At 68.7% G+C, this 22,226-nt stretch carries 21 protein-coding genes; 12 read left to right on the top strand and 9 right to left on the bottom strand.

Annotated elements, in window-relative coordinates:
* Positions 1–6: 6 nt before the first annotated feature.
* On the bottom strand, positions 7–834 hold the full coding sequence (gene hutG, locus Sp245p_RS09065) for an N-formylglutamate deformylase (RefSeq protein WP_014240321.1): 828 nt from the start codon (positions 832–834) through the stop codon (positions 7–9).
* Between the two features lie 174 nt (positions 835–1,008).
* Positions 1,009–1,359: an ArsR/SmtB family transcription factor gene (locus Sp245p_RS09060; RefSeq protein ID WP_014240322.1), complete on the bottom strand. Its 351-nt coding sequence runs from the start codon at positions 1,357–1,359 to the stop codon at positions 1,009–1,011.
* Positions 1,360–1,661: 302 nt separating this feature from the next.
* Between Sp245p_RS09060 and Sp245p_RS09055 the strand changes: the two genes are divergently transcribed.
* From Sp245p_RS09055 to Sp245p_RS09035, 5 genes are all read left to right on the top strand, one after another.
* On the top strand, positions 1,662–2,132 hold the full coding sequence (locus Sp245p_RS09055) for a DUF3299 domain-containing protein (RefSeq protein ID WP_014240324.1): 471 nt from the start codon (positions 1,662–1,664) through the stop codon (positions 2,130–2,132).
* A gap of 102 nt (positions 2,133–2,234) precedes the next feature.
* The gene (locus Sp245p_RS09050) at positions 2,235–3,437 is read left to right on the top strand and encodes a membrane protein (RefSeq protein WP_014240325.1); all 1,203 of its coding nucleotides are present in this window, start codon (positions 2,235–2,237) and stop codon (positions 3,435–3,437) included.
* A 49-nt stretch (positions 3,438–3,486) separates the two neighbouring features.
* Positions 3,487–4,734, top strand: a complete 1,248-nt coding sequence (locus Sp245p_RS09045) for a glycosyltransferase family 4 protein (protein ID WP_244439281.1) — start codon at positions 3,487–3,489, stop codon at positions 4,732–4,734.
* Positions 4,727–5,698, top strand: coding sequence for a hypothetical protein (locus tag Sp245p_RS09040; protein WP_109138466.1), 972 nt, complete (start codon positions 4,727–4,729; stop codon positions 5,696–5,698). Before Sp245p_RS09045 ends, Sp245p_RS09040 begins: the two co-directional genes overlap by 8 nt.
* Complete coding sequence (locus Sp245p_RS09035; RefSeq protein WP_014240328.1) at positions 5,695–6,546, top strand: glycosyltransferase family 2 protein; 852 nt, start codon at positions 5,695–5,697, stop codon at positions 6,544–6,546. The genes Sp245p_RS09040 and Sp245p_RS09035 overlap by 4 nt, the downstream gene beginning before the upstream one ends.
* Before the next feature lie 22 nt (positions 6,547–6,568).
* Here the strand turns inward: Sp245p_RS09035 and Sp245p_RS09030 are convergent, their stop codons facing one another.
* From Sp245p_RS09030 to Sp245p_RS09020, 3 genes are all read right to left on the bottom strand, one after another.
* Positions 6,569–7,036, bottom strand: coding sequence for a helix-turn-helix domain-containing protein (locus Sp245p_RS09030; protein ID WP_014240329.1), 468 nt, complete (start codon positions 7,034–7,036; stop codon positions 6,569–6,571).
* 120 nt (positions 7,037–7,156) lie between these two features.
* The gene (locus Sp245p_RS09025; RefSeq protein WP_244439395.1) at positions 7,157–7,954 is read right to left on the bottom strand and encodes a glycosyltransferase family protein; all 798 of its coding nucleotides are present in this window, start codon (positions 7,952–7,954) and stop codon (positions 7,157–7,159) included.
* A gap of 29 nt (positions 7,955–7,983) precedes the next feature.
* On the bottom strand, positions 7,984–10,872 hold the full coding sequence (locus tag Sp245p_RS09020) for an SLBB domain-containing protein (protein ID WP_244439282.1): 2,889 nt from the start codon (positions 10,870–10,872) through the stop codon (positions 7,984–7,986).
* A 312-nt stretch (positions 10,873–11,184) separates the two neighbouring features.
* On the opposite strand from Sp245p_RS09020, the gene Sp245p_RS09015 reads away from it, so the two are divergent.
* The gene (locus Sp245p_RS09015; protein WP_014240333.1) at positions 11,185–11,832 is read left to right on the top strand and encodes a putative metalloprotease CJM1_0395 family protein; all 648 of its coding nucleotides are present in this window, start codon (positions 11,185–11,187) and stop codon (positions 11,830–11,832) included.
* A gap of 24 nt (positions 11,833–11,856) precedes the next feature.
* Here Sp245p_RS09015 and aguB read toward each other — a convergent pair whose 3' ends face one another.
* Positions 11,857–12,753, bottom strand: a complete 897-nt coding sequence (gene aguB / locus Sp245p_RS09010) for an N-carbamoylputrescine amidase (protein ID WP_014240334.1) — start codon at positions 12,751–12,753, stop codon at positions 11,857–11,859.
* 465 nt (positions 12,754–13,218) lie between these two features.
* On the opposite strand from aguB, the gene Sp245p_RS09005 reads away from it, so the two are divergent.
* Positions 13,219–13,662, top strand: a complete 444-nt coding sequence (locus tag Sp245p_RS09005; protein WP_244439283.1) for a MarR family winged helix-turn-helix transcriptional regulator — start codon at positions 13,219–13,221, stop codon at positions 13,660–13,662.
* A gap of 55 nt (positions 13,663–13,717) precedes the next feature.
* Here Sp245p_RS09005 and Sp245p_RS09000 read toward each other — a convergent pair whose 3' ends face one another.
* Entirely contained in the window at positions 13,718–15,028 is a 1,311-nt protein-coding gene (locus Sp245p_RS09000) for a pentapeptide repeat-containing protein (RefSeq protein ID WP_014240337.1), read from the bottom strand.
* 182 nt (positions 15,029–15,210) lie between these two features.
* Between Sp245p_RS09000 and phoU the strand changes: the two genes are divergently transcribed.
* A complete protein-coding gene (phoU, locus tag Sp245p_RS08995; protein ID WP_014240338.1) occupies positions 15,211–15,921 on the top strand; it encodes a phosphate signaling complex protein PhoU in 711 nt (236 codons plus the stop codon).
* A gap of 39 nt (positions 15,922–15,960) precedes the next feature.
* Here phoU and Sp245p_RS08990 read toward each other — a convergent pair whose 3' ends face one another.
* Positions 15,961–16,185 carry a ChaB family protein gene (locus Sp245p_RS08990; RefSeq protein ID WP_014240339.1) on the bottom strand — a complete coding sequence of 75 codons (225 nt, stop codon included), beginning with the start codon at positions 16,183–16,185 and terminating at the stop codon, positions 15,961–15,963.
* A 220-nt stretch (positions 16,186–16,405) separates the two neighbouring features.
* On the bottom strand, positions 16,406–17,230 hold the full coding sequence (locus Sp245p_RS08985) for a helix-turn-helix domain-containing protein (protein WP_109138464.1): 825 nt from the start codon (positions 17,228–17,230) through the stop codon (positions 16,406–16,408).
* 548 nt (positions 17,231–17,778) lie between these two features.
* Between Sp245p_RS08985 and Sp245p_RS08980 the strand changes: the two genes are divergently transcribed.
* The 4 genes from Sp245p_RS08980 to Sp245p_RS08965 all read left to right on the top strand — a co-directional run bounded on the left by Sp245p_RS08980 (position 17,779) and on the right by Sp245p_RS08965 (position 22,225).
* The gene (locus tag Sp245p_RS08980; RefSeq protein ID WP_014240340.1) at positions 17,779–19,314 is read left to right on the top strand and encodes a Do family serine endopeptidase; all 1,536 of its coding nucleotides are present in this window, start codon (positions 17,779–17,781) and stop codon (positions 19,312–19,314) included.
* Between the two features lie 103 nt (positions 19,315–19,417).
* Positions 19,418–20,176, top strand: coding sequence for a glycosyltransferase family 2 protein (locus tag Sp245p_RS08975; protein WP_014240341.1), 759 nt, complete (start codon positions 19,418–19,420; stop codon positions 20,174–20,176).
* Positions 20,177–20,207: 31 nt separating this feature from the next.
* Positions 20,208–20,543, top strand: coding sequence for a lipid-A-disaccharide synthase N-terminal domain-containing protein (locus Sp245p_RS08970; RefSeq protein WP_014240342.1), 336 nt, complete (start codon positions 20,208–20,210; stop codon positions 20,541–20,543).
* Positions 20,540–22,225: an ArnT family glycosyltransferase gene (locus Sp245p_RS08965; protein WP_014240343.1), complete on the top strand. Its 1,686-nt coding sequence runs from the start codon at positions 20,540–20,542 to the stop codon at positions 22,223–22,225. The genes Sp245p_RS08970 and Sp245p_RS08965 overlap by 4 nt, the downstream gene beginning before the upstream one ends.
* The last annotated feature ends 1 nt before the right edge of the window (position 22,226 follow it).

Raw genomic sequence — 22,226 nt, 5'->3', positions numbered from 1 at the left:
AGGGCGTTACAGGAAGGCGCTGCGCCGCCGGCCGGCGGCGTTCTCCCAAGCCCACTCGACGACGAGGCTCAGCAGCCGCTCCAGCGTCGGACGCACCTGACGCGCCGACTCCTCGCGGAAGCCGAAGGGAGCCTCCTCGTCCATGTAGGTGAGCTGCGACAGTTCGAGCTGGATCGAATGGATGTTGTCGGCGGGGTTGCCGTAGCGGCGGGTGATGAAGCCGCCCTTGAAGCGCCCGTTCTGCACCGAGGAAAAACGTCCGGTGGCGGTGAGCACGTTCATCACACGGCCGACCAGCGCCGGCGAGGCGCTAGTCCCCTCCGCCGTGCCCAGGCTGAAGTCCTGAATCTGCCCGTCGAAGAAGCGCGGCACGCGCGATCGGATGGAATGGGCGTCGAACAGCACCGCCACGCCGAAGCGTTCCTTCAGCGCCTGAAGTTCGCCGTTGAGCTGCTCGTGATAGGGGCGCCAATAGGCGCCGATCCGTCGCCGCACCTCCACCGCGTCCGGTTCCTGTCCGGGGCGGTAGACCGGCTGGTGATCGAAGGTGGTGAGGGGACAGAGTTCGGTGCTGCTGGCGCCGCCGGGGATGGGAAGGTCGCTGTCGGGATCGCGGTTGAGGTCGATCACGTAGCGCGAGAGGATGGGCTTCAGGAAGCCGATGCCCAGCGCCGGGGCGAAGTGATAGAGCCGGTCGAGATGCCAGTCGGTGTCCGGCATCGCCAGGGCGGAGTCGGTCATGGTGGCCGCGATGTCCGGCGGCACGACGGTGCCGACATGCGGGATGCTGAGCAGGACGGGGGTTTCCCCCGGCTGGAAGCGGAACGTCTCCATGCCAACACCCTTTGTTTCCTGGCCCGATTCATCAAGCCATTCGTGCAACAACGGTTTGATGCGCCGCAGCATGATCGGAACTATGCGGCGCAACCGGCATGGCGGTCAAATCCTATTGCGTATTTGTTATAAAGGCTTCAACGGGTTGTGGCGGCCGGGGCCGCCGCAACCACCTCACGCTTCCAGATCGCCTTCGCTTTCCTCGGCCACATGGTCGACCATGTCCGACAGGACGCGCCGGATGTGCTCGTCGGTGATCAGGTAGAAGACACGGTTGCCGCGCCGTTCCGCCTGGATCAGCCGTCCCGCCCGCAGCAGGCGGAGGTGATGGCTGACCAGGGACGGCGACAGGCCCAGCGCCGCCGCCATGTCGCCGACCGAGGTCGAGGTGTCCAGGCAGGCCAGGATGATGCGCAGCCGGCTGGGGTCGCTCATCAGGCGGAACATGTCGGCCAGTTCGGTGGTCTGGTCTTCGGACAGGCGGAGATGCGCCGGCTTGTCCTTCGGTGCTGACCCTTTTTGCATGCCGCGTTGATTCCCGCTCGTAAGGTTTTTATCGGTGGTTGCCGCTCTTACAAAGTATAGGTCGGCGGCCGCGTCAATCCCATAGGTCGGCGAAGCGGTGCCCGAAGTCGCCGGGCGGCGGCATCTTACGTATGGCCTATCGCTCGCCTGTTGACCTTGGGCGGAGGCTCGGGAACAATTCGGCCACAAGCACGACGGTCTGGGGCAAGGCCGCACAGGATGCCTTCAACGATCCAATGAACGGGATCGAATGAACGGTCGAACGAACGACCGGAACGGGCAGGATCAAGGGGGAGGAAGCCATGACGTCGCGCCGACAGTTTCTGTTGCCGCTCGCGCTGGCCCCGGTGGCCGGCTGGGCGATCTGGGCGACCAACGCCAGCGAACCCACGCACCCCGCCGGACCGTTCCATCTGCCGCTGGACGACACCACGGCCCTGTGGCGGGATCTGGTTCAGGTCCGCATGGAGGGGCCAGCCGCCAATCCGGTCTTTCCGACCCGCGTCAAGGCGCTGGAGGGAAAGCTGGTGACGGTGCGTGGCTTCATGGTGCCGCTGAGCGACGCGTCGTCCCACAACCGCTTCATCCTCGCCGCCAATCCCATCTTCTGCCCGGCCTGCCACAGGCCCAGCCCTTCCACCATGCTGCACGTCCACAGCCAGATTCCTGTCCGCGAGTCGCAGGCGCCGGTGCTGATGACCGGCACGTTGCGGCTGAACCCTCTGGAAGGGTTGTTCTACCGCCTTGATCGGGCTGAGCTGCGCTACGCCTGATCGTTGCGGTTCCGATCAGTTGTTCCTTTTTCCGATGAGTCGTGAAATTCTGGCACCTGTTCGAGTCGGGCGGGTGACGGGAAAGGCGTGGCCGGAAGGAATGTGGCTTCGTGGCGTGCCGCCGGGTTGTTCCTGGCGCTCGTCCTCTACGGCCTGCTGAGCGTGCCGGCACCGGCAGAGATCCGCCCGGCGGAGGCGGCCATTGGTGCGCTGCTGGTGCTGGGTGTCGGGCTGCTGCGCCCCCTGTGCGTGGCGACGGGCCAGACGTTGCTGGAGCGTGGTTCGCCGCAGTGGGAGATGCCTGCGGCTCTGGCGTTGGCGGTGCTGTTGTGGTGCCCGCTGATGCGCGGCGTGTGGCTGGACTGGGCGCCGGGCGACATGGTGCGCGACGTGGTGCCACTTCTTTATCTGTTCCTGCCGGTGCTGCTGGTGCCGATGCTGCGCGCCGCTCCCGACCGGGCGGTGGGCCTGCTGGCCGGTGGTCTTGCGGTGGCCGGTGTGGGATTCGCGTTGCGTTGGTGGAAGCAGGCGGACTGGGGCTTCGGCGCCGTCGGCGTGCGGGCGATGGCGGATGGCGGCGTTTATCTGCTGAACGCGCCATCGGTCCTGTTCGCCGCGATTGCGCTGCCGGCCTTCGGAATCGGGATGCTGACGCAGGGCGGATGGCTGCGGCGCGCCGCCGGTGTGGCGTCGATTCTGGGTGGCCTGTTGTGTCTGGTGGCGCTGGCCGGAGCGGTGCACCGCATGGCGCTTGGGCTTGCCGCCGTGGCCTTCTTCGCTCTGGGGCCGTGGTGGTTGCGGTGGGCGCCTCTGGCCGCGTTGGGCGTAGGAACGGCGGCGCTGCTGTCGGTGGCGCTGTTTCCCGAGATGCTGTTTGGCGCCTTGGGGCAGGCGGCGGAGAAAACCCGGCTGGCCGGGGCCAACACCCGGTGGGAAGAGGCGGAGGCCGCCCTCGGGCAGGCCCTGTCCTCTCCGGCCGCCTTCCTGTTCGGGCAGGGGTGGGGGGCGCTCCTCGCCAATCCGGCGGTGGGCGGCTGGCGCGTGTCCTACACCCACACGCTCGTGACCTACGCCTTGGCCAAGACCGGGGTGATCGGCCTGTGCGCCCTGATTGCCTATCTCGGCGGCATTGCTCCGCGTGTGCTGGCGCTCCTCCGTTCCGATCCTGCGCTCGGCTGGGCGGTATCGGCGCCGCTTCTGATGGCGCTTGGGGCGCACACCAGCTTCAAATACCTCGACACCGGCCTTTTGCTCACCTTGGCGGTGCTGGCGGCGGAGCGCGGGAAGTGGTTGCCGCCGCGCTGACGGAGATGCATACTTATGCGTGTCAAAATATTATAGAGATCCCACTTTCGTGGATTCGCCGTCCATCCTGTTCGTCAACCGTGTGTTTCCTCCGGACAAGGGGGCGACCGGGCGTTGCGTGTCCGACTTGGCGGGGCGGATGGCGGCAATGGGCTGGCGGGTCACCGTCGTCGCGGACGGGTGCGGACCCAGTGATGCGCCGCCGGGCGTCTCGGTCCGCCGCACCGGTGGGGATGCTCCGCGTGATGAACGGGCGGTGCCCCGAGACCCGCGGCTGACCGCCCGCGGTTATCTCGCCGGCGCGCTTCGGCTGATTCAGCGGGCGTTGCGCCTGCCGCGGCACGACGTGGTGGTGACCATGACCGATCCGCCGCTGTTGGGCTGCGCAGGTCCGCTGATCGCCGCCCGCCACGGCGCGGCGTCCCTTCATTGGAGCCAGGATGTGTTTCCGGCGCTGTTGCCGGTGCTCGGCATCCACTTGCCGGAACCGCTGATGCGGATGACGGAGCGGGCGAGTGTTCGGGCGCTTCGCCGCCACGACGCGGTGGTCGCCATCGGGCGCTGCATGGCGGGAAGGCTGGCGGCGGCGGGGGTGCCGGCGGAACGGATCACCGTCCTGCCGAACTGGCCCGACCCGCGCATCCGGCCGGTGCCCCGCGCGGACAACCCGTTCCGGCGGGAGCATGATCTGGGTGGTCGTTTCACCGTGGCCTATTCGGGAAACATGGGGCTGGCCCACCCGATGGATCCTCTGCTGGACGCGGCGGCTCTGCTGGCGCGCAGCGATCCCGCCATTGCGATTCTGTTGATCGGGGAGGGGCGGCGGCGGGCCGCCGTGGCGGAGGCGGTGGAACGGCGCGGGCTGACGAACGTCCGGTTGCTCCCGCTCCAGCCGCCGGACCGGCTGGCCGAAAGCCTGTCCGCGGCCGATCTGCATCTGGCGACCATGGACCCGCGGGCCGAAGGGCTGCTGGTGCCCAGCAAGGTGGCCGGCGCGCTGGCGGCCGGCCGGCCTTGCCTGTTTCTGGGGCCGGCGGGCAGCGATGCGGCGGCCATGCTGGAGGGCTGCGGGCAAAGGCTGGCGCCGGACGACGTGGCGGGCCTGGCCGCCGCGATCCGCCGCTATGCCGGCGATCCGCTGCTGCGCGCGGCGCACGGGGCACGCGCGCTGACCGTCGCATCGGCCTGGGACGCCACGGCGGCGGCCCGGCGATTCGCGGTGTTGGCCGAGACGCTGCGCCAGACAAAGCTGCGCGGCGCGTCCGTTCTGCGCGGGCGGAGCCTGCCCCATGCCTGATGGAATGCCGCTGCGCCGCTCCCCGTTGGAGGCCGAAGCGGTGGAATCGGGACTGCGGCTGCGGCGGTTCCTGCGGACGATGCGGGAGGGCTGGCCGATTCTGGTCGTTGGGACGGTTTTGGGTGTGGTGGCGTCCGTGACCGCCTTGCGGCTGGTGGTTCCGCAATACACCGCGGTGATGGTGATCGGGCCGACCGCGCGCGTCGGTGCGGCGGCCATGGGCGCGCGGTTGCCGGTTCTGATCGGCCGGGAAACCGCCGCCGCCGCCTCGGAACCCGGTCCGGGGGACGAAATCCTCTCGGATTTCGCGCGTTACCTCCAACTGTTCACCTCCATCCCGGTGGCGGAGCGGATGATGGCGGATCCGCTGCTGCTGCGTGGTCTGTTTCCCGACCGTTGGGACGGGGAGGCGGAGGCCTGGCGCCCCGCGCCCGGTCCCGTGGCGTCCGCCAAGCGGATGTTCCTCGCGCTCGTCGGCCGGTCGGACTGGGTGGAGCCCGACGCGGAGCGGGTGGCGAGCGCCCTTCAGGACCGGCTCACCATCGACATGGTGGGCAGCGGGCCGATGCGGCGGCTGCGTCTTCGCCACGCCGACCGCGCCATGGCGTTGCGGATTCTGTCCGCTGCCTCCCAGGCGACCGACGCCCATCTGCGGGCGGAGGCGTCACGGCGCAGCGCCGCCCAGATCGCCCACGCGCGTGCCCGTCTGGCCGGGATCACCGTGGCGGAGCACCGGCAGGCCCTTGCCGACCTGCTGTCGGAGCAGGAACGGATCGCCATGATGATCGAGGTCGATCTGCCGCTGGCGGCGGACGCCATCGAACCGCCGGCCGCGGCGCAGCGCCCGGATTGGCCGAATCCCCTGCGCGTGGTTCCCATGGCGGCGCTGGCGGGGCTGGTGGCCGGGGCGGTCGCCGTCAGCCTGCGGCGCCTGTGGCGGGCCGGGGGCGAGGTGGTTCCATGATCCCCGTGTCGGTCGTGGTGATGACCCGCAACGAGGCGGTCAACCTTCCCCACTGTCTGTCCGCATTGGGGAGTTTCGCCGAGCGCTTCGTCGTGGACAGCGGCAGCACCGACGGAACGCCGGCCATCGCCGAGGCGGCGGGCGCACGGGTTGTTCCCTTCCGGTGGGACGGGCGGTATCCGAAGAAAAAGCAATGGTGCCTGGACCAACTGTCGTTCCGCCAGGACTGGGTGCTGTTCGTCGATGCCGACGAGCGGCTCGGCGGCGCGCTGGTGGAGGAGATCACGGCGCTGATGACCGCGGGGCCGCGGCATTCCGGCTACTTCGTCGACGGCCATCCGGTGTTTCTTGGCCGGCGCCTGCGCTTTGGCGCGCGCAACCGGAAACTCATGCTGTTCGACCGCCGGAAGGCGCACTTCCCGACCGTTCCCGACCTCGACGTCGCCACCATGTGGGAGGTCGAGGGCCATTATCAGCCGGTGATCGCCGGCACCGTCGGACGGCTGCGCCACAGCCTGACCCATTCCGACGACAAGCCGATCGCGGCGTGGTTCGACCGGCATGCCCGTTACGCCGATTGGGAGGCGGCGCTGCGGTCGGATGGACGGATGGCGGACCTGATTCAGCGGGAATCCGGAGCGCGTCGTTGGCTGAAGGCTTGGTTCGGCGTGGTGCCGGCCCGCCCGCTCCTGGTCTTTCTGTATGGGTATGTTTGGCGTTTGGGGTTCCTGGACGGCGGTCCGGGATTCCAGCATGCGCTGGCGCGGGCCTTCTACTATTGGCAGATCGGCCTGAAGATCGCGGACGCGAGGCGGCGTGCCGGGCCTCCCGCGTCCACCGATGACTGAGGGTCGAACGATGGTGCGTGCCTTACACCGCCTCGTCCAGGGCGCGCTCGCCGCCCAGGGCCTTGAGAAGGTCGAAGGTGCGCTTGCGCACGGAAGAGTCCTCGATGCGGTAATAGGCCCGGACCAGTTCCAGGGTTTCACGGCGGGCCATCGACTCGAACTCTTCCGTTTCGGACGGCGGAACGTCGGGCGACGGGGTGGCGATGTGCTCCGGCGACGGCATGTCTTCGAAGAAGTAGCTGACCGGGACGCCCAGAACCTGCGACAGGTTGAACAGGCGGCTGGCGCTGATGCGGTTGGACCCGCGCTCGTATTTCTGGAGCTGCTGGAAGGTGATGCCGACCGCCTCGCCCAGTTTCTCCTGGCTCAGGCCGAGCAGGGTCCTGCGCAGCCGGAGCCGGGCGCCGACATGGATGTCGATGGGGTTGGGACCTTCGCCACGGCGTGACAGCGTGTGGGCGGGTGATAGCTTGGATTTCGTGGCACTCATAATAGACCCTCAGTATGGAGGTGGTCGTCGCCACCAGGGAAATTGGTTAGTTCAGAAAGTAAATTCTATGCAACTTTTCGTGCGCATCAACAGCTAGATGCGTGAAACAGTCGTCAAAGCTTATGAAAGAAACGATCGTTCATTTGATGAGAAACGATATTTCGCGTAAAGCCATGGAATTGTCTGGCGCAAGGTAATGGCAAGCCATTGTAATCCCCATATTGTTGCGTTGGCCGTTCGGCCCAGCCCAAGCAGCTCGCGGCGGATGATCGCCTGCTCCCGCCGGCCACGCGCCGGGTCCCTCTGCGACCGCCCGCCGGTGGCGAAAATGCAAACCGAAAGTGGCAAGCGCCGCGCCGGGAGCCCATGCTTGAGGACCATCAGGGTGAACGCGTAATCGGCGGCCAACGCGTGGCGCAGATCGAATCGGACGCAGGGTAGCGCGGCCAGCCGGTAGACCATGGCTTGATGATGCGTGAACATGCCCAGCAGGGCGCGGCGGTGCGAGCGCGCCGTCTTCACGACCAGGCCTCCCCCGGGGCGCTCCTCCAGCGCATCCCCGTAGAACAGCCCGGCATCCGGGCTTGCTGCCAGGATGGGAAGCAGCCGTTCCAGAACCCGCCCGTCGGCCAGCCGGTCGCCGGCGTTGAGGAACAGGACATGGCTGCAAGGGGGGCCGCCGGAGGGGGATCGCTCGGCGATGGCATCCAGGGCAACGTTCATGGCGTCGTAAAGGCCGCTGTCGGGCGCGGAGCGCCACCAGGCCGCCTCCTGCCCATGGCGGGACAACCAGTCGGCTGTCCCGTCGGTGGAGGCGCCGTCCACGACGAACCAGTCGTAGGCCGCCACGGTCTGGGCGCGCAGGCTGGCGCGGGTGGCGAGCAGGCCGGGCAGATCGTCGCGCACCACGGTGACCACGGCCAAGCGTACCGTTCCCGCGCCTCCCGTCACTCGGAGATCACCGCGATGGCCGCCGCCGAAATGGCCAGCTGGCCGAGGATGGTGCCCATGTTCTTGGAGAACTCCATCAGATCGAACGGCTTCGGGTCGCGCGGCACGACGATGGCGGAGCCGGGCGGGATCGCCGTGATGGTGTGGTTCCAGGAGGAAAGGGACAGCGGCTGCGCCCGCCCGTCCGGCAGAACCAGGAAGATGCGGCCGTCGTCGGCGTTGCGGCTCGCACCACCCGCCTCCCGGAGATAGGCTTCGGCGGTTTTGCCGCTGACGAACTGAGCGGCGGTCGGATGAAGCACCTCGCCGGTTACGGTGACGGTGAGGGGACGTTTCGGAATCAGGATGCGGTCGTCCGGCTCCAGAAGCACGTCCAGTTCCGGTCGCTGGCGCAGCACCAGGGGGTCGGCCTCGACGACGATGCGGCCCAGTGGTTCCACGCCGCGCAGCTGGGTCGCCAGCTGCCGGGCCAGCCCGACCACGTCCGAGCGCGCGGCTTCGCCCTTCTCGACCTCCTGCACCATCCAGCGCTCCAGGTCGCGGGCCTGCTGGTCGAACCAGGCACGCTCGCGTTTGCGCTCGCTGTCGCGCAGGAAGCTGGTCCCGGCGGGGTAGGCTTCCTCCGTCAGGCCGCCGGCCCGGTCGATCAGCGACGACAGCGTCTCGCCGCGCGCGACATCGTAAGCGCCGGGACGGCGCACCGCGCCGGAAATGGTGACGGCCCGCGCCTCCAGCGCCTGGGGTTTGGGGTTGACGCGCAGGCTGTCGCCCGGATGCAGCGCCGTCCGGGCCGACGCGCCGTCGCGCAGGTCCAGGCGGCGGCGCTGGCCGGTGGCGGTGGTGATTTCCAGGCTGGTGAGATCGGCGGTCGCGGCGGGGCCGCCGGCGGTCGCCAGAAGGGCATCGATGGTCGCCGTTTCCGCCACCGGATAGGTGCCGGGCGCGCGTACGGCGCCACGCACCTGCACCCCGCGTTCGCGCACCAGCGCCGCTACGTCGTCGGGGAGGGCCGGTTCGCCGTCGGTTGGCCCGGCGTCGGCCGGCGGTGTCTCGGGCTTGCCGTCCTTGTCCGGGCGGGCGGTCAGCGAACGGACTTCAGCGATGGAGAGCAGGCGCACCCGATCACCGTCGGCGAGCGCGCGGTTGGCCTGCCCAGAGGCCACCTCCTGCGGTGAGAAGGGAAGCAGACGATGGGCGAGGGTGCGGCGGTCGAAGCGCTCGATGACGCCGATCAGGGGGTAGACGTCCCGCTTCAGCGCATCGCCGCCGGTCAAGGCATCGCGCAGCGTCGCGCCCCCGGCCAGAGGGCGGACGCCGGGGCGGCGGGCATGGCCGGTCAGTTCGTAGACGGGCTCGTCCGGTTCCATGATGGACCCCGCCGTTGCCGGCCGGCGCTGCGACGCGCCGCCGACCGGGGGCTCGTAAGGGACGGACTCCGGACCGCCTGCGGCAAGCGCCAGTTCCGCGGCGGCGCCCCGTCCGGCCGAGGGGTAGAAGCCGGGGCGGGGGACGCCGCCCATCAGCAGGGCGGAATGCTCCAGCGCGAAGACGAGCAGGTCGGGGACGGCTTCGAACAGGGGCGGACAGGGGCTGCGTCCGCCGGTCAGCCGCGCCGCCGCCCGTGCCTGCGGACCGTTGGCAAGCGGCCCGTCCGGCTGCGCCGTCAGGGCACGGGCCAGGACCACCAGGCCGCGGCACGCGTCCGGGGCCGGCTCGCGCGTGCCGCGCAGCAGCTCCAGCACCGGTTCGGAGGTCAGGAAGTCCACATCGTCCGCCCCCAGCACATAGAGAACGTCGCTCTCGGCCAGGGGGCGGCGGTCGCGACCGCTGAGCACCGCCTCCAGGTCGACCGGCTGCAGGACGCGTGCGCGGCTGCCCCGGTGGATGGAGGCGAGAACCGCGAAGGGAAGATAGGGGGCCGGTCCCAGATCGGCTGGCGAAACCAGCGCCCCGATGGTCGGGGTCCGCTCCAGCGCCCGGGCGCCGGGCCGCAGGACATGACCGTCCAGCCGCAGGTCGCCGCGGCGGTCTTCCCGGCGGGGAGCCAGCAGCAGCAGGTCGCCGTCGCTCAGTTGGGCGCCGTCCGTGTCGGACAGCTCCTCCGCCCGCTCCTCGCCGTTCGGGCCGATGGCGTAGCGAAGCGCCCGATGCGCGCCGGGGCGCAGCAGGCCTCCGGCCATCGCCGTCGCGACGGCGACGGGCAGGCGGTCCCCGCCGGGGGGAAGCTCGTAGACACCGGGACGCTTCAGCGGTCCGGCAAGCGCCACCGTCGGGCCGAGCGGCGGCACGAAGACGCGGTCACCGTCGCGCAGCCGCATGCCAGCGTTCGCGCCGTCCCCGGTCATGAACAGGTCGTACAGATCGATGGGCAACCCGGTCGAAGCGGCGGCCGCGGCGTGCGCGTGATACAGGCGGATGCGGCGGAGCGAGCCGCCGCGGGTGACGCCGCCGGCGGCGGTCAGCGCGTCGATCAGGGTGGCGAAGGCACCGATTTCCTGGCGGCCCGGACGGGCCACGGCGCCGGTCACCAGGACGCCGATCCGCCGGATTTCCGTCACCGAGACGTACACCTCGGTGTTCGGAAAGGAGGCCGTCACGGCGTCGGCCAGTTGGGCGCGCAGCTCCGCCAGGGTCAGTCCCTGGGCCACGACGGGCCGCACGTCGTCGACGGTCAGCAGCCCCGCTCCATCGATGATGTGGCGCTTGCTGAAGGATTTCTGGCCACGCAGGGACACCAGAAGCTCGTCGCCCGGGCCCAGCGTGTAGTCTGCCTGCACACCGCCCGCTCCGTCCCGACGCGGTGGATCCTGGCCGAACTGGTCGTAGCCGAACTGGAAAAGGACGGAGCCGGCCCGCTCGCTGTAGGCGGCCTCGATCGGCGACAAGGAGTCCGGGCGGGGAACGGGACGGGCAACGCCCGCGCGAGGTGCCGGCGAGGCCGGTTCGCCGGCCGATGCGGCGAACCCCCAGACCGTCAGCGCGGCCAGCGGCCCCAAAAGGGCGAATATTCTTCGGGAAATATCACTCATCGATGGTTTTGGCACCGTGTTCCGGTTCCATATTGGCCGTAAAATTCCGACGCAATGAATACTAATGCGTGCATAACGCGAAAAAGGCAACGGCCAAGCTGCGTTGCCGCGCTGTCATGCTGCGTGTAGACTGGGGGCATCGCGTGGAACGCGCAGGAGCCGCGGCCCATGGTTGCCGGTGTGTCGTCGAGTGGGATTCATGGCTGGCCGCCCCTGCGGTCCGGTCAGCCGTCGCGCGACCGGAGCCCGGACGGTGCCGGGACCGCCGATCAGGACACCGCCCGGACAAGCGCGGGCCAGCCTGGGACGCTGACCGACGATCAGGAGCGGCAGGTCCAGGAACTCAAGCGCATCGACGCCAGCGTCCGCCAGCACGAGGCGGCGCATCAGGCGGCGGGCGGCCCTCATGCGGGCGGTGCCTCCTTCACCTTTACCCGCGGGCCGGACGGCAAGAACTACGCGACCGCCGGCGAAGTGCAGGTGGACGCCGGTGCGGAGAGCGATCCCGAAGCCACCGTGCGCAAGATGGACACGGTCAAGGCGGCGGCCTTGGCGCCGTCCGACCCCTCGGCCCAGGACCTTCGCGTGGCCCAGCAGGCCGACGCCGCGAAAATGCAGGCGCAGCAGGAATTGCGGCGGAAGGGTTCGGAGCCGGGCGCGCGGAGCGGCGGCTCACTCGACGGGCAAGACAGCGGAGATGACGGTGCGAGGCCAAGCGACACCGCCGCGCCAGCCCTGGCGGCGCGTGGCGCGTCGGCCTACGCGTCGGCCTTTGGCATCGGCCAGCGGAGCGGCACCGCCGGCATCATGGTGTGATGCCGGGCGGGCCGGTTCCGGGTCTCAGCGGCGGACAGGGGACTCGCCGTCAAGGGTCAGCAGCGGGCCGTAAAGCTCCGGCCGGCGGTCGCGGAAGATGCCCCAGGACGCGCGCTGCGCGGCGATGCGGTCGAGATCGAAGCTGGCGGTCAGGACCGTCTCGCTGTCGCGGTCGGCCTGCGCGACCAACTCCCCGGTCGGTCCGGCGATGAAGGAGGAACCGTAGAAGGTGATCCCGCAGGTGTCACCCTCTTCCCGGCCGATGCGGTTGGAGGCGACCAGGGGCATCAGGTTGGCTCCGGCATGGCCCTGCATGACCCGCGTCCAGTGGGCCTGGCTGTCCAGCGCGCCGTCCTGCGGCTCGGACCCGATGGCGGTGGGGTAGAACAGGATCTCCGCCCCCTTCAGCGCCATGGCGCGGGCCGATTCCGGGAACCACTGGTCCCAGCAGATCGCGCAGCCGATGGCGGCGTAGCGGGTCTTGTAGACCTGGAAGCCGGTGTCGCCGGGGTTGAAGTAGTATTTTTCCTGATAGCCGGGACCGTCCGGGATGTGGGACTTGCGGTAGACGCCCAGGACCGTGCCGTCCGCGTCGATCATTGCCAGCGAATTGTAATAGGCGTTCCGGGCCCGCTCGAAGAAGCTGGTGGGGATGACCACGGACAGTTCACGGGCAAGCGCGCTCATCCGCGCGATCACCGGGTGATCCTCGACCGGGTGGGCGAGGGCGAACAAATCCTGCTTCTGGTCCTTGCAGAAATAAGGCGTTTCGAACAGTTCCTGCGGCAGGATGATCTGGGCGCCGCGCGCCGCCGCGTCGCGCACGAGGCGCTCGACGCCATTCACATTGGCGTCGCGGTCCCAGCCGCAGGCCATCTGGGTCGCCGCGACGGTGACGGTGCGTCCGGTGGTGGGGCGCATAAGCTGGTGCTCCTGTGCTCTTGCGTGTGCTGTGCCGTGTTAGTGGGCGGATGGCCGGGCGCGCAACCCAATCTCCGCCCTGTCACAAACGTTTCAGACTCATTTGCGTTTCAGGGCCGGCACGTTTCAGGGCCGGCAGGTTCGGAGGCCGGGAAACCCCGCCATTGCCGCGTGTCGGGCGTAGAACTCGGCAGTCATACGCATAAATATGAAAACGTCGATGAAAGATCGCGCGACGGTTATGAGGCATATTATTGCATGCATGAGAAATTTAAATCCGCAAATGCTTTGCGATTTTTCCGAGAGCAGATATGATCGGGCAAGTTGATTTCGTCCGCTGCACCGCACCACGGCCTGACGGACGTCTGCCGAGAGATCGTCGTCATGGTTGGGCGTTTCAAGAGACAGGAACCCATCGTCGCTGAGCCGCAAGGAGAGGATGCCGACGCGGTCCCCCCGTCCGTCATGACCTTGCCGCGTGCCGTGCGGGAGGTGCATCGCGCCATCACGCGTGCGCTGCAGATCCGCATCGCCGACCACGGCGTCAGCATGGGGCAATGGTATTTTCTTCGCGCCCTGTGGGAAGAGGACGGGTTGACCCAGCGCGAGTTGAGCCAGCGGGTCGGCATGATGGAACCCACCACGGTGACGGCGCTGAACAACCTGGAGCGCTGCGATCTCGTCCAGCGGGTGCGCAACCCCCACGACCGCCGCAAGGTGAACATCTACCTGACGCCGAAGGGCAAGGCGTTGCGCGCCGACATCCTGCCGGGTGCGGAGGAGATCGAGGAAGCCGCCACCCAGGGAATCGCGCCGCGCGAACTGGAACTGACCGTCAGCGTGCTGCGCCGGGTGTCCGCCAATCTCGGCGGATTGCCGCCTGTCGGCGGGGACGACGATCTGGGATAGGGGGCGCGGCGATCGAACGGGGGCGACCGACCGGGTCCCGCACCGGCCGTTCCGGTCAGTCGTCCAGATCGGGCGGCGGTGGCAGGCTGGCCCCGGTCAGGTTGGCGCCGGTGAAGCGCGCGTCGCGGATGTTCGCGTCGCTGAGAATCGCTCCGGTCAGGTCGGCGCTGGAGAAATCGCAGCCCGCCAGATTCGCTCCGCGCATGTTGGTGCGGATGCAGGAGGCTCCGGTGAAGTTGCTGCCGGTCAGATTGGCCGCCCACAGCCGCCCGGTCGGCCGGCCGTCCGGTCCCTTTATGTCGACCCAGCCGATTCCCGCCCCGTCGAACCGGGCGCCGGACAGGTTGGTGCCGCGAAGAGTCGCCCCGTCGAGGATGGCGCCGCTGAAGTCGCTGTCGGTCAGGTCGGCGGCGGAGATGTCGCACATGATGAGCAGCGAATCGCGCATCTTGGCGCCGACCAGCCGCACGCCGCGCAGGTTCGCGCCGGACAGATTCACGCCGTGAAGGTCGATGTGCGACAGGTCCGCCCCGCTGAGGTCGGCGCGCGATCCCATGGCGCCGTTGGTGTTGATCCAGGTGTAATGATTGTGAAGCGCTTCCTGGATCTGGATCGAGAAATTCTCGGCGGAGCGTGCCATGTTGGCACCGGTGGTGTCCGCACCGGCAAGGTCGGCCCCTTCCATCTTCGCGCCCTGGAGGTCGGCGTTGCGCAGGTTGGCGCCGGCCAGAACCGCACCGTTCAGGTTGGCGTCGCGCAGGATGGCGCCCTGGAGGTTGACGCCGGACAGATTGCAGCCGCGCAGGTCGGCGCGGGCAAGGTTGCAGTTCTTCATGGTGGAGCGCATCAGCGTCGCTCCCGCCATCAGCGCGCCCTCGCAATCCGCCCCGTTCATCGACACGTCGGTCAGGTCGGCGCCGGACAGGTTGGCGTTCGACATCATCGCGTCGTCCATGTCGCTGCCGGACAGGTCCGACCGCACGAAATCCAGGCCCTTGCTGCCGTTGGCGCCGTTCCCGCCATACAGCAGCGCGCCGCCGCGCAGGTCCGCCTCCTTCAGGATCGCCCGCTTCAGCTTGGCGCCGCGCAGGTGGGCGCCGCGCAGATCCGCCCGGTAGAGGTTGCAGCCGGTCAGGTCGGCCTTGGTCAGGTGGGCGGCGAACAGGTCGGCGTGGCTGAGATTCGCGTTGGAAAGGTCGCAGTGGGCCATGTTGGCCCCGGACAGCTTGCCCTGCGTCAGTTCCACCCCGGCGAGATTCGATCCCTCCAGGTTGGTCATGGTCAGGTTGGCGCGATTGCCGCCCGACCGGTTCTTCAGCCAACGCTCGTGCTTTTCCAGCACGGCGACCAACTCATGTGGCGTCATGACCCCGTCCGACAATCGGCCCGTTCCCGGCGCGGTGCAGGGGGATGGGCGCGGTTACTCCAGCGCGTTAGCAGTGTCATAAGATAATCTGGTTTAATTGTTAACATGCTGTTCCGTTGCCGGACGCGATGCGACGCCGGACCGGTGCGGCGTGGCAAAGGAACAAGGGAAAGAGGCTCGGAATGACCGGCGGACATACGGTGGCGGCCTTCGACGCCGAACTGGCGCGCCTGCACCAGATCGTCGTGACCATGGGGCGGCTCGTGGAGGAGCAGTTCGCCGCCGCGCTGGAAGCCATCGCGGAGCGTGATGCCGGCAAGGCCGCGCAGGTGATCGAAGCAGACGCCGAGATCGACCGGCTGGAACTTGAGTTGGAAGCGCTGAGCGTGCGGTTGCTGGCGCTGCGTCAGCCGATGGCGAAGGATTTGCGCGACATCGTGTCGGCGCTCAAGATCGCCTCGAACCTGGAACGCATGGGCGATTTCGCGAGTTCGGTCGCCAAGCGCGCGGTCACGCTGGCGGGCCTGCCGGTGGAACCGCCCGTCGCCTCGCTGTCCTGGATGGGCGAGACGGTGCTCGGCATGATCCGCGACGTGGTGGCCGCCTATGACGGCCAGGATGCCGAGCGCGCGATGGCCGTCCGCAATCGGGATGGGCAGGTGGATGCGGCCTACACCAGCCTGTTCCGCGAATTTCTGACCTACATGATGGAGTCGCCGGCACAGATCACCGGCTGCACCCATCTGCTGTTCGTGGCGAAGTCCATCGAGCGGGCCGGAGACCACGCCACGAACGTGGCCGAAAACATCTGCTACATCGTTCAGGGGCGCCTGCCGTCCGAGGAACGGGCCAAGGGCGACCTCAGCAGCTACACGGTGGTGGAGAAGGAATAACACGCACCGGGGGGAAGAGAACCCTTGGGTTCTGGCGCCTCAATGCTTGGGGCGCCAACCGCTGCCGTCCGGTTCATAACGCCGCCGGACCGCGGCCCAGGCGACCTTATGAGCCAGCAGTTCGCGCTGCATGGCGTGGCGAGCCTCCGGCGACCGGCAGCCCTGCCAAGTGTGATTGAAGGCTGACCGGTAAATGTCCTGAGCGGGCGGCGGCAGGCATCGCTTCACCGATTCGGGCAGCTCGGCGTTTCTGCGGAAGGTCATCGGGCGTTCCTCCGGCTTATGATTGCTTTGTTGCGCTTATTATAACCGCTATTCCACTGGAGTCCGTAGGGCTTTTTCCTGCGGCGTTGGAGGTAGGCGGTGCCGTCGGACGGCCTAGACCGAAGGGTGGGGGCATGAAAAAGCCCTTCCCCGATCGGCGGGGAAGGGCTTTTTCAATAACTCAAGCAGCGTCGTGAAGACCCGTTCTGATGGCCCTGACTTACGGCGTACGGCGTGCTGTGCGATGCGCCGGGATCGGAATGGGCCGGATCGCCTGCTCTTCGCGACGGCTGGCCGACATGTCGATCTCGATGCGGGCCAAGGCCTTGCGCAGCTCGTGCACCGCTTCCGACAGCGTCTGGATCGATGCTTCGCCCGGCTGCTGGCGCCAGCCGCGGTAGGCGTTCAGGCAGCCGCGCGCGGTGTCGCGCAGCCGCGCCTCGACGGCATCGACCGGCGGTGGGTTGGCACCGGCGGGGCGGCTTCCATCGGCCGCAGCGGGCTGGGAGGCGGGCTGGGGAGAGGGAGCCGCCGCCGGCTGGACCGGAGCGGGCTGGGGAGCCGGCTGCGGCTCCGGACGGTTGAGACGCAGCGTCTCGGTCTGAGCCGGAGCGGACGGCTGGGCCGGGGTGGGCTGGGGAGCCGCTGCCGCCGGAGGAGCCGCCGGAGCCGCGGTCTGAGGGGCCTGGACCGGGGCGGGGGCAGCGGCGCGCCGCGCCGGCTTGACCGGTGCCGGAGCTTCCGGAGCGACAACCGGAGCGGGCGGCGGCTCTTCCGCCATCGCGTCGCCGGCCGGCGCTTCCGCCGCGGCGTCGGCGGAGTCGATGGCCGCGCCTTCCTCAACGACCGGCGCGTCCTTCTCGCCGGCAGCCTCGGCCTTGCGGATGATGTAGGAAATGGCGCTCGGCGTGCATTCGAATTCACGCGCGATTGCCGACAGGGTTGCGCCGGAACGGTAACGCTCAAGAATCTGCGGCCACGCCGACTGGGGGATTCGTCCGCGCTTCTTCGGAGCCTCCGGTTCGGACCCGGTTTCTGCGTTCATTATGTCGCTCGGTTGCCAAAGTGAATTTTGAGTCATGCGTACGCTGCTTGGGCCGTATCGCGCGCCTTCTGACGCCGCGGCACGCGGGCGCGTGCACGAGCATCACGTCAGGAGCCGTTTTTGCGTGCGATGTTGTCGGTACGGATGAATATCGGGAACTTGCTGGGAAAATGCCAGAAGAACTTTGCGCCGCATGGAAAAATTGCGCTTAGGCTGGTTGCCGGAGCCTTAGTCCGAAGGCTGGATTGCCTTGTGGTCGCTGTTTGCGCGAAGCGCATAGGAACATCCGCTGACGAGAATTTTAAAAACTGTATTTCACGAATCGGTCGTGCAGGGACCGGTTGCAAAGGGGTTTGAAAAACCACGGCGGTCCGGAATGCGTTGCAGAGCGTTCTGTTGACATGAGGCGCCCATCGCAAGGCGCGCGCTGTTCGACTGGCGGAGTTTCCTTCATGCCGCATTCCATCGATCGATTCCGGCCCTTGTCCGGCTCCGTCCCGCGTCAAGCCGGATTGACGTCCGGATTGACGTTTGGATCCGCATCACGATTGGCGGCGTCCGCGCCCGCGGGTCTTGTCGCCGCCCTTCTCGTCCTGGCGGCTCCGGCGTTTGCGCAGGATGCGGGGGGAGCGCCTCCGGCCCCGGCCGCGCCGCCGCTGGCGTCCGCCCTGCCGCCCAACGCACCCCCGACCTTCGCCGATCTGGCGGAGAAGCAGGTGGACGCGGTGGTTTTCATATCCACCACGCAGGCGCCTCCACAAGGTGGTCCGCAGGCGGGACCGCGCGGACCGGAGGTTCCCGGCTTTCCGCCCGGTTCACCGTTCGAAGAGTTCTTCCGCGAGTTTCGCGACCGCCAGCGCGGCCAGCCGCAACAGCAGCAGGCGCCGCGCCCGACGGCGGCGTTGGGTTCCGGCTTCATCATCGACCCGGCGGGCTTCGTCGTCACCAACAGCCATGTGGTGTCCGAAGCGACGGAGATTTCCGTCACCATGCACGACGGCACGAAACTGCCGGCGAAGCTCGTCGGCGTGGACGGGCCGACCGACCTCGCCGTTTTGAAAGTGGAGAGCAAGAAGCCGCTGGTCGCCGCCCCCTGGGGCGACAGCGAGGCGCTGCGGGTCGGCGACTGGGTGGTTGCCATCGGCAACCCCTTCGGCCTCGGCGGGTCGGTGACCGCGGGAATCCTGTCGGCGCGGCAGCGCGACATCCAGCAGGGACCCTACGACGACTATCTGCAGACCGACGCCTCGATCAACCGGGGCAATTCCGGCGGTCCGCTCTACAACCTCAACGGCGAGGTGATCGGCATCAACACGGCCATCTATTCGCCGACCGGCGGCTCGGTGGGCATCGGTTTCGCCATTCCGTCCTCCGTCGCGCGGCCGGTCGTCGAGCAGTTGCGCGACCATGGGCAGGTGCGCCGCGGCTGGCTGGGCGTCCAGGTGCAGAGCGTGACTCCCGACATCGCCGAAAGCCTGGGCATGCAGGAGCCGGCGGGCGCCCTGGTGACCAGCGTGTCGCCGGAAGGTCCGGCGGGGAAGGGCGGCGTCCGGCAGGGCGACGTCATCACCCGCTTCAACGGTGAGTCCATCGAGCACATGCGCGAACTGCCGCGCATCGTCGCCGCGACCAAGATCGGGTCCGCCGTGCCGCTGGAACTGGTGCGCGAGGGCAAGGCCGAAACCCTGACCGTGACGGTGGGCGAGTTGGAGCCGCAGGAGCAGGTTGCCCTGTCCGGGTCGAGCGGAGCGCCGCGCCCGGAAACGACGGTCGACAGCAAGCAGGTGCTCGGGCTGACCCTGTCGCAACTGACCCCCGGCCTGCGCGACAGCTTCTCCATCAACCCCGACGTCGAGGGCGTGGTGGTGACCGAGGTCGGCGATGCCAGCGCCGCCAGCGAGCGCGGCATCGAGGCCGGCGACGTCATCGTGGAGGCCGGGCAGGAGCCGGTGAAGACGCCGGAGGACCTGAACCGTCTGGTCGACGACGCGCGCAGCCAGGGCCGCAAGACCGTGCTGATGCTGCTCAGCCGCGACGGCGATCTGCGCTACGTGCCGATGCCCATCGAAGACCGCAAGGGCTGAGGGCGGCCAGAGGCCGTCCCCAGGGCTGTCCTAACCTTTTCCTCTACCGTTTGCCGGGCGGCGGGAGTAATTTGCCCGCCACTTGGCGAATGGGATTAATCCAGTGAGCGTAGATTCCGAGGGCCGTCCGCCCGTGCGGCTGTCGGTCGTGGTTCCGGTCTTCAACGAGGCCGAAAACGTCCTTCCCCTTCTCGAAGAGATCGAGCGCGCGCTGTCGCCCGCCGGCGTGCTGGGCGGTGCCTTCGAGGTGATCTATGTGGACGACGGCTCCAGCGACGACACGTTGACGCGCCTCGCCCCCGTGGTCGCCGCGGGCCGCCTGCGGCTGGTCCGCCATGTCCGCCGGTCCGGGCAGAGCGCGGCCGTGCGCACCGGGGTCAAGGCGGCGCGCGGGGAGTGGATCGCCACCCTCGACGGCGACGGCCAGAACGACCCCGCCGATATTCCCGCCCTGTTCGCCCTGGCCGCCAAGGGTGGTCCGGACGCGCCGGTTCTGGTCGGCGGCCTGCGCAAGAAACGGCAGGACACGCTGTCCAAGCGTCTGGCCTCGCGTTTCGCGAACGCTGTGCGGCAGTCCTTCCTCCAGGACGGCTGCACTGACAGCGGCTGCGGGCTGAAGCTGTTCCGCCGCGACGCCTTCCTCGATCTGCCCTTCTTCGGGGCGATGCACCGCTTCCTGCCCGCCCTGTTCCGGTCGCACGGCCATCCGGTGGCCTATGTGCCGGTCAACCACCGCCCGCGGGAACGCGGAGTTTCCAAATACACCAACTGGCGCCGCGGGCTGATCGGCGTGGTCGATCTGCTGGGCGTCTATTGGCTGAAGCGGCGCACCGCGCTGTCGCCCGCGGTCGAAGACCGCTAACCCTCCCTTCCTTCGGACCGGTCGCCGCCCGATGCTCGAACGCGCCATCGCCTGGTACCAGAGTCAAAGCACCGCCGACCTGATCTGGGTCGGCGTCGGCTTTTTTGCGCAGGCGCTCTTCATGATGCGCTTCGTCGTCCAGTGGATCGCCAGCGAGCGCGCCCGGCGCAGCATCGTGCCGGACCTCTTCTGGTATTTCTCGATCGGCGGCGGGGTTCTTCTCTTGGCCTATTCGATCCAACGGGGTGATCCGGTGTTCATGTTCGGGCAGGGGCTGGGCCTCATCATCTATTTCCGGAACCTCTATTTCGTCTTGAACAACCGACGGAACGGCGGAGCGGACGGCAACGCGGCGGGCACGCCGTGAGCGCGGTGCCGAACGCCGCGGCCGGCCGCTTGCCGGTCCTGGCCTATCTGGCCCTAGCGGCGATCAGCGTCCTGCTGTTCCTGCCCGGCTTCTTCGATCTGCCGCCCTTCGACCGCGACGAGGCGCGCTTCGCCCAGGCGTCGCACCAGATGCTGGAAAGCGGCGACTATGTCGACATCCGCTTCCAGGACGAGGCGCGCCACAAGAAGCCGGTGGGCATCTATTGGCTGCAGACCGCGGCGACCCGGCTGGTCGAGGGGCCGGGCGGAGTGCCGAAGGAGATCTGGACCTTCCGGATCCCGTCGTTGATCGGGGCGGTGCTGGCGGTTCTGGTGACGGCCTGGACCGGGGCCCGGATGTTCGGCGGGACGGTCGGGTTCCTCGCCGGGCTGATGATGGCCTCCTGCGTCGTGCTGGGCGTCGAGGCCCGCATGGCGAAGACCGACGCGGTTCTGCTCTCGACCATCGTGATCGGGCAGGCGGCGTTGGCCAGCCTTTATCTGAACCGCCATGCGGAGCGGTCCGGCTGGGCGGCGCCGCTCGCCTTCTGGATCGCCGCGGGGATCGGCATCCTCATCAAGGGACCGATCGTCCTCCTGGTGTCCGGCACCACGGCGCTGGTGCTGGCGGTGCTGGAGCGCCGGGCCGGCTGGCTGAAGCGGCTGCGCCCGCTGGTCGGCCTCGCCATCGTGGTCGCCATCGCGGCGCCCTGGCTGATCGCTATCACGGTGAAGACCAAGGGTGCCTTCTTCGCCGAGTCGGTCGGCCACGACATGATGGGCAAGGTGGTGAGCGGGCAGGAGGCGAAGGGCCTGCCGCCCGGCTATTACCTGGGCACCTTCTGGGTGACCTTCGCGCCCTGGTCCTTCCTGGCGCTTCTGGCCGTTCCCTGGGCGTGGCGCCACCGCAAGGGCACGGGGCCGGTGGTGGACGCCGTGCGCTTCTGCGTTGCCTGGATCATCCCGAGCTGGCTGGTCTTCGAGGCGGTGCCGACCAAGCTGCTGCACTACACGCTGCCGGTCTTCCCGGCCATCGCCATCCTGACCGCCGCCGCGGCGCACGAGCATTTCCTGCGCCGCGCCGAGACGCCGCGGTGGGGGCTGTTCTCGGTCGCCACCGTTTTCGGGGCCGTCGGCTTCGGTGCCCTGACGGTCGCGGTCGCGGTGATCCCCTATCTGGTCGATGGGCGCGTCGACCCGGTGGCCGTCGCCATGCTGCCGGTGGTTCTGGTGCTGTACGCTCTGGCCGTGCGCCTGTTCGCCCAGCGCCGGGAGACACCGGGATTCGCGGCGGGTCTTGCGGCGGCGGCGGTGCTGTACGCGGGCACCTACGGCGCGGTCCTGCCGGGGATCGACGGCGTGTGGATCAGCCGTCAGGCGGCGCGGACGGTCGCGGCGGTGCGCCCCTGCGCCGACAGCGTGGTCGCTTCCGCCGGATATTCGGAGCCGAGCCTCGTCTTCCTGCTCGGCACCGACACGCGCCTGACCCATGGGGCGGGCGCCGCCGCCCATCTGGCGGAAAGCCCGTCCTGCGGGCTGGCCCTGGTGACCGACCGGGAGGAGGCGGAGTTCCGCTCCGCCCTGACGGGGGTGGAGCCGCTGCCGCTCGGCCGCTTCACCGGCTTCAACTACAACACCGGCAAGCGGCTGACCCTGACGCTCTACGGTGCGGCACGACCCTGAA

Source organism: Azospirillum baldaniorum (assembly GCF_003119195.2).
GTDB lineage: Bacteria > Pseudomonadota > Alphaproteobacteria > Azospirillales > Azospirillaceae > Azospirillum > Azospirillum baldaniorum.
The sequence above is the reverse complement of the archived record's forward strand: the minus strand, read 5'-3'. Positions and strand labels throughout refer to the sequence as shown.